The organism is Bathymodiolus platifrons methanotrophic gill symbiont, from assembly GCF_002189065.1.
Classification (GTDB): domain Bacteria; phylum Pseudomonadota; class Gammaproteobacteria; order Methylococcales; family Methylomonadaceae; genus Methyloprofundus.
Genome location: NZ_BDMN01000103.1, coordinates 25,159 through 31,177 on the forward strand (window position 1 = coordinate 25,159; position 6,019 = coordinate 31,177).

Here is a 6,019-nt window from a genome sequence, read left to right on the forward strand (position 1 = left end):
GATACATGCGTACCTCACAATTTCCACTTAGTACCGTTAAAGAAACTCCAGCCGATGCTGAAATTGCCAGTCATAAATTAATGATCAGAGCGGGGCTTATTCGTAAGCTAGCTTCAGGGCTTTATACCTGGCTCCCTCTAGGCTTACGTGTACTACGTAAAGTTGAACAGATAACACGCCAGGAAATGGAAAAAGCAGGTGCTTTAGAGTTGCTAATGCCTGCACTACAGCCTGCGGAATTATGGCAGGAAACAGGACGCTGGGAGAAATATGGCCCTGAACTGGCGCGTTTAAAAGACCGCCATGATAGAGACTTTTGCCTAGGGCCTACGCATGAAGAAATTATTACTGACTTAGCCCGCCAAGAATTAAAAAGTTATAAACAACTCCCAGTTACCTACTTTCAAATACAAACGAAATTTCGTGATGAAATACGCCCGCGCTTTGGTATTATGCGCTCGCGTGAATTTATTATGAAAGATGCTTATTCATTTCATCTTAGTAAAGAATCTTTACAAGAAACGTATGATGTTATGTATCAAGCTTATACTAATATCTTTACTGCCCTGGGTTTAAACTTCCGCGCAGTTATTGCTGATTCTGGATCAATTGGAGGAGCAGTTTCTCACGAATTCCATGTGCTTGCAGATTCAGGAGAAGATGCTATTGCAATTTCGACTGAGAGTAATTATGCGGCTAATGTAGAAACAGCTGAAGCACTCATGCCTACAGTTAGCTCAGCAATAGCGAAACAGGACCTGACATTAGTTGAAACACCCAATCAGCACAGTATTGAAGAACTGTCGCAATTTTTAAACATCCCTGCTCAGCAATGCCTGAAAACATTGATAGTTAAAGGTGAAGAAGATTCATTGATTGCTCTGTTGTTAAGAGGCGACCATGAACTCAATGAAATTAAAGCAGAAAAAATCAAAGGCGTTCTTGCTCCACTTGAATTCGCCTCAGATGCAGAAGTTTTTAATGCCTGCCAATGTCAACCCGGCTCAATCGGGCCTATCGGTTTAAATATCCGCGTAATTGCTGACCGTAGTGTAAGCGTATTAACTGATTTTTGCTGTGGTGCTAATCAACAAGATAAGCACTATACAGGAACTAACTGGGAAAAAGACTTAGCACTCCCCACTGAGATTGCGGATTTACGCTCTGTCGTCGAGGGTGACCCCAGCCCCGATGGCAAAGGGACTTTAAGTCTTGTACGCGGAATAGAAGTTGGTCATATCTTCCAGTTAGGGACGACTTATAGTTCTGCCATGAAGGCTAGTGTTATTAATGAAGCCGGTAAAAGTGAAACGATGACCATGGGTTGCCATGGCATCGGTATCTCGCGTGTCGTTGCAGCGGCTGTTGAACAAAGCCATGATGATAACGGTATCATCTGGCCAGATAACTTAGCGCCGTTTGAAGTTGCCTTATGCCCTATGAACATGCATAAATCAGAACGTTTACGTGAAGCAGCTAATAAACTTTATCAAGAACTCTCTGCTGCTGGAATTGATGTGCTCTTTGATGATCGTAAGGTACGCGCTGGTTTCATGTTTTCCGATATGGAACTAATTGGTATTCCCCACCGTATAGTGATCGGAGATCGTGGCCTGGATAGTCATTCAGTTGAATATCGCGGGCGCACTGATAGTGAAAACCAGGAAATTTCATTAGACCAGATTGTTGCCTTTATTAAAGAAAAAACAAGCTAGTACTACACTAAAACTTAAAATACTGGATGCTGGGCGAACAATGCTTTGCTCATCACCAGAATAAGGAATTAATATGCCCAAAGCCAGTGAATTAAAACGTGGAATGTTTATTGAGATTAATAATACACCACATGCAGTTAAACAAGTTGACTCGAGAAGCCCTTCATCACGTGGCGCATCAACACTTTATAAGATTCGCTACACAAACCTTAAGACAGGACAAAAACTGGATGAATCATATAAAGGTGATGATTTCCTTAAAGAAGCTGATTGTATCCGTGTAAAGGTCCAGTATTCCTACAATGAAGGTGAAAGTTATGTGTTTATGGATTCAGAAGATTACAGCCAGTACACATTAAACGAAGATGAACTGGAAGGCCAGACAGGCTATATTAGCGAAGGTTTAGAGGGTATTACTGCCTTGATTATGGATGGTAATATTTTAGGTATAGAGCTCCCTGCTACAGTCGAACTGGAAATCATGGACACAGCCCCGGGCATTAAAGGTTCTTCTGCAACTGCTAGAACAAAAGCTGCTTTGCTACCTACGGGTATTGAAGTTCAGGTGCCTGAATATCTGGAAACTGGCGAAGTAATAAAAGTTAATACGGTGACAGGAAAATATATGTCGAGAGCTTAGGGAGCTGGCAATAAATAACCCAACCACTATCCCACTAGAGGATGGGTGGTTACGTATATGGGGAAGCTGCCTCAGCAAGTTCTCATCATGTGAAAGCGGTTAGTTCTGGCGTTGCAATTACCATTTATGAAGGTCAACATGAACCTCGCCCTATGCTCAAGGCTACAATATTCGTATTGGTAGGTCTTCTTGGGTTAGTGTTCGGTGGTGAATTTTTCGTGGATGTTGCTAGCGGTATTGCTATAAACTTTGGTATGCAAGAACGAATCATCGGTTTACTTATCGTAGGACTTGGCACATCCGTTCCAGGGTTGATTACCTCCATTGCTGCGGCACGTAAAAAAGATGCTGGAATGGTTCTAGGTAATGTCCTTGGCTCCAATATTTTTAATGTTTTCTTTACCCTAGGAGCAACAGCTGTCATCAAGCCCATTCCATTGGATCTCGCATTGAACTCTGTTATCCTCATTAGACCGCACTACTTTGTCGCCTATATCAGTCTGTCAAAAAACAAAACACTGGGTCGTTTAATGGGCGCTTTTCTTTTAGCTGTTTACATTGGCTATATAGCTAATGCTCTAATGTCTTGAGTTCTTTTTTCAAAAGCGACCTTTAATTGATTCGCGGCTAAAGACCGCTCCTACTGTTATTTAAATCACACTTCTGTGAGCAACATTACTAGCAAACGTCACCCGGCATCTTAGGAGGATCACAAAATGCCGGGTGACGTTATCTGCGCTACGCTAGATAATCTAACCCAGTCTACGGTTTAACCCATTGTTTATTATATGCTTTACTCTTCACTTATTAGCTGTTTAGTCAATATCCTAATGTCTTGAGTTATATTTTCAGAAACGACCTTTAATTGATTCGCGGCTAAAGACCGCTCCTACAGTTGTTTAAACCACACTTCTGTGGGCAAAATTACTAGCAAACGTAAACCGGCATCTTAGGAGTTGCATAAAATATTCAATTAAAGATTATGATATCGATTCAGATCAAATAATCCCGCGCGTACACCCCTGTATTTTTTATGCTGAGCATTAAACCAGTCGACATATTGCCAGATTTCAGGATTAGTACGGCGTACTCCATATTTGCTATAAAACGCGTCCTTATCTGCACTACTATTGGCATTTTTAATGGCTGCAATAAATTCAGGTAATTGCTCCTGTTGCACATTAAAGAAAAAATTCGGATAGCTGCCCAAGAAACCAGGAATGACTGTTAGCGTATCAAGGGCTCGCTCTCTGCGAAGGTTATCACCTGTCATAAAGGCAACATTTAAAAGGGTTTTATTCAACAATAAGGTATAAACCTGATCGGCCTGTCCCTGCTTAGTTCTTATCCGCACGAGTGACATTTCCGGTAACACACCCAGGTCATGCCCTTTGATTTGTGCCAATTCTCGCATGGAAACATCCACACTTTGCTGCAACGGGGATGCTTCTTTTCTAATGCAGGCTTCTTGCTCACACTCATTTATAATATCTTTATTGACAGCTGCTTTACCTAATCTTTTCCTGAGCTGATTAAAAAATTCCTTTTTATAATGTGTCGTCTGATAATTTATACCCGTTTCGTAACCTGCACTGTAATATGGCGTATTAATATAACTGGCGATTCTTCCAGTAATGCCCTTATACCAGCTATCATGAATTTTATTGCGCTGATCTGTGGGCATAAACCTAAGAAAGTTGTTTTCCCCATCTATACGTAAAAAGTCCATATACTGTCGCGATGCAAGCTGATGGTTAATGGAACTATAAACATCAAACCCTGCAACGAGTAAATAGTAAATTCTTTCAAATAGAGGATAATCGACAATCCACCCTGTTAAGGGGGTATCTCCCACCAGACCTTTAACCACTGTCGCACTATCAAAATGCCTGAAAATAGTTAATGAGGCATTTTGATTGACACCATTTCCATCCCAGATATCATCCATTTGAAATCCACCATATTGAACGATAAGTTGGTTAGCAAACGTATCTTTTATTTTGAGATACTCCTCAGCAAGATCATTGTATTTTTTAAACCCAAACAAACCTAGCTCATTACCAGCTGTTCCTGGCAGGCTTAAGATAGAATAATGATCAGCTACAAATTTTTGCAGGTCTTTATCCATTTCTGGCAGGCTATTCTTTCCTCCGGGGTTAAAGAAGGCAATCCAGAATCTATCCCGTATTACACCCAACGCCATTTGCCCTCTGCAGACAGGCCCCTTGATAAAGCCTGAAACAAAATATTGAGCATCATCTAGTAAAAATTGATACCGGGAATTTTTTGGAATATCAGCGAATGCCAAAAATGGATTTGCAGCAATTTCGGCTTGGTATGAAGGCAGCTTAGTCACGCTATAGTCCGCTTGAAAAAACAGCTCATCATAACGTTGCATTTTGTCCTGACTTAATTCATAAACAAAATGCGTTTTTTCGACGATAGTTTCTTCAACCGGACGCAACCGATAATAAAATTTTGTCTCACCCGGATCATCATAGGGAAGTAATGTGGCAATTTCATTGACTGGTTGACCTGGCGGAGTGGTAGAACGTACCAAGCGATAAAATTCTTCGTTTGGATGCCCTTTAAAGTGGATATGTCCAATAAATAGGTGTTCATAGATATAACGTGAAACAAGCTGCTGTTTTAACAACGAGCGATTAAAAAATTGTTCCCACTGTGCAATGGACTGTAACGCTACACTAGATAAAGATGGCCGGGAGTCAAATTTTGCCCCTTCCTGTAGCCAAGTCATAATAGTATATTCCTGCTTTAGAGATAGGCCTGGCATTGCATAAGGCATGCCCCAGTCAGGGTGGTTTTGTTTATATTTATCAAATTCATTAACGGTTGGACATTCCTGCTTACGGTCTAGGCTGATATCAAATGAATTTGGCAATTTTCCTGTTTCAGGTAGCGGGCTATCTCGCTTCAATTGAATTAACTTAGCTAACAGCGAATTATTCAACGCCGCCTGTGTCGAGTTCTTGCGTTCATTCAATACCGGGTAAAATTCTTTATCCCTCCAGCCTTGCGTGTTAACAGCGTCAATAAAAAGACGTGTTGGATTAACGGCACTTAATCGGCCACCATCATAAACCAGTTGTTTTGTTGCCCCTCTGTCAATACCTGCCGTAGATCCTAGTTTTAGTTGGCAAGGTGCATCATAACAAGCATGGCAAGCAACACAACGGGACTCTAGAATGGGTTTAATATCATTGTGATAAGAGATAGCATTATTCGCCAGGCTTTTTTCGAGCTCTTTTGCCGTTAAAATTCTTTGCATAGGCTGGGACGGCCCATATAAAGCGCTATAGTCAGGTGATTCGACAGTCTGGTACACTGTGGTACAACTTGTAATAACCGTTAATAGTAATAATATAAAATAGGTTTTTGTAGTCATAGTTTTTAACGCTGCAAAGTATTATTAAATTATCTTCCCATTAGTATATTTTATTTTTCTATTAAACGAAAATAGAAACAACTCGGATACTCTGAACATTCCTGCAAGCTGTTCGCATAAATCTTGTCGGTTAAGAAAATGAACTGAAATAACTAGCATGAATAACTAGGAGCTGAAGTTTCCTAGTTTTTAAAGCATAAGAATATTAGTTAGTGCTTATTTTTAATAAATATTAGCATTTCCTAATAACACTGGCGT

The 6,019-nt window shown here is 40.6% G+C and carries 4 protein-coding genes; 3 read left to right on the forward strand and 1 reads right to left on the reverse strand.

Annotation, left to right across the window (positions count from 1 at the left end; genetic code table 11):
• Positions 1-5 precede the first annotated feature (5 nt).
• The 3 genes from CDZ78_RS06510 (at position 6) to CDZ78_RS06520 (ending at position 2,945) form a co-directional block, all read left to right on the forward strand.
• Positions 6-1,715 (forward strand): proline--tRNA ligase, encoded by a 1,710-nt coding sequence (locus CDZ78_RS06510; RefSeq protein WP_087869278.1) that lies wholly within the window; start codon positions 6-8, stop codon positions 1,713-1,715.
• Positions 1,716-1,788: 73 nt separating this feature from the next.
• Complete coding sequence (gene efpL, locus CDZ78_RS06515; protein WP_087869279.1) at positions 1,789-2,355, forward strand: elongation factor P-like protein EfpL; 567 nt, start codon at positions 1,789-1,791, stop codon at positions 2,353-2,355.
• A gap of 89 nt (positions 2,356-2,444) precedes the next feature.
• Positions 2,445-2,945, forward strand: coding sequence for a sodium:calcium antiporter (locus CDZ78_RS06520; RefSeq protein ID WP_244559174.1), 501 nt, complete (start codon positions 2,445-2,447; stop codon positions 2,943-2,945).
• A 383-nt stretch (positions 2,946-3,328) separates the two neighbouring features.
• On the opposite strand, the gene CDZ78_RS06525 is transcribed toward CDZ78_RS06520, so the two are convergent.
• Entirely contained in the window at positions 3,329-5,761 is a 2,433-nt protein-coding gene (locus tag CDZ78_RS06525; protein WP_087869281.1) for a fatty acid cis/trans isomerase, read from the reverse strand.
• Positions 5,762-6,019: the final 258 nt, after the last annotated feature.

What these genes read in the sequence shown, in the direction of transcription:
- CDZ78_RS06510 (WP_087869278.1), top strand. Translation starts at nt 6, where the DNA reads ATGCGTACCTCACAATTTCCACTTAGTACCGTTAAAGAAACTCCAGCC.
- efpL (WP_087869279.1), top strand. Translation starts at nt 1,789, where the DNA reads ATGCCCAAAGCCAGTGAATTAAAACGTGGAATGTTTATTGAGATTAAT.
- CDZ78_RS06525 (WP_087869281.1), bottom strand. Translation starts at nt 5,761, where the DNA reads ATGACTACAAAAACCTATTTTATATTATTACTATTAACGGTTATTACA.